General features: G+C 72.0%; 1 protein-coding gene. It reads right to left on the bottom strand.

Annotated elements, in window-relative coordinates; all coding sequences use genetic code 11:
* Positions 1 to 1,244 (bottom strand): SGNH/GDSL hydrolase family protein (locus Cba03nite_RS39395; RefSeq protein WP_203757685.1); only part of this gene is annotated, 1,244 nt, incomplete at its 3' end.
* Between the last annotated feature and the right edge of the window lie 79 nt (positions 1,245 to 1,323).

Here is a 1,323-nt window from a genome sequence, read left to right as displayed (position 1 = left end):
AGCAGCCAGAGCGGTACGGCGTTGGCCAGGGCCTGGGCGCCGGTGTCGTTGGGGTGGATGTGGTCGCCGCTGTCGTAGGCGGGCAGGACCTTGCTCGGGTTGGCCGGGTCGCGCAGGATCTGGTCGAAGTCGACCAGCCCGTCGAAGCCGGTGTCCCCGCGCAGCCACGTGTTGACCGCCTGGCGGACGGCCTCCTTCTCCGGCGTCCAGGTCGAGTACCCCTCGAACGGCCCGAGCGTCGCCACGACGGTGCGCACCCCGTGGGCCTCGGCCTGCGCGGCGAGCTGCCGGAGCCCGCCGATGATCTGCTCGGCGGTGAAGCCGGACAGGTGGACGTCGTTGATGCCCAGCTCGACGAACACGCTGCGCACGCCGGGCTGGTTGAACACGTCGTCGTCGAGGCGGGCCAGGGCGCTGTTGCCCAGGGCCGGGCTGTTGATCGCCAGCCCGTCCTTGGTGACCTGGTTACCGGCCAGCGCCACGTTGATCACACCGGGGTCGCCCAGCGCGGGCCAGGTGCTGTTGATCCGCGACGCGAGGTAGTCCGGCCAGCGGGTGTTCGCCCCCAGCGTCGAACCCGACCCGTCGCTGATGGAGTCGCCGAGCACCACGACCGTGCCCAGGCCGGTCTTGGTCGAGACCTCGACCCCGGCCAGGTAGTAGAAGTGGTTGTACGCCGCGGTCTGGCCGGTGCCGTCGGTGTCGGCGGCGCGGTCGCCGGCGTAGATGTACGACGTCTGCCGTGCCGTCCAGTGCCAGGAGGTGGCGCCGGTCGGGGTGGGCAGGTAGATCGTGACCGCCAGCTCGGACGTGCCGGCGACGGTCAGGTCGACCGGGTCGGACAGCACCTCCGCGCCCTTGTACACCACGGCCGAGGCGCTGCCGCCGTTGAAGGTGACCTCCCGGACCGACCCGGCCTGCAGGGTGGGCGAGCCGGGGGTGGCGGGCAGGCCGACGGTGGCATGCCCGATGCTCAGCGGGCCGGTGCCGTACGCGTTGGTGAACCGCAGCCGGACCTGCTCGCCGCCCAGCGACACCCGCACGATCTGCCGGATCGACTGGTCGGCGAACCCGTTGAGGGAACTGCCGGTGTTGGCCAGGCTCGGTGCGGTCAGGGCGGTCCCCCAGGTCCCCACCCACCGCGGCGGGATCCCGCCCGAGGCCGGGCCGGCCGCCGCGACCAGGCTCGCCGCGGCCAGGCCGAGACCGGCCAGACCGGCCACGACACGCCTACGATTGATCATCACTTGTGGAACCTCCGTCGATTCCCGAAGGGGGATGCGGCGGGGGCGTCCCGCCGCCGGGACCACGATGCCAATAAAT

The organism is Catellatospora bangladeshensis (assembly GCF_016862575.1).
Taxonomy (GTDB): Bacteria; Actinomycetota; Actinomycetes; order Mycobacteriales; family Micromonosporaceae; genus Catellatospora; species Catellatospora bangladeshensis.
This window is presented reverse-complemented; position numbering and strand designations above follow the sequence as displayed.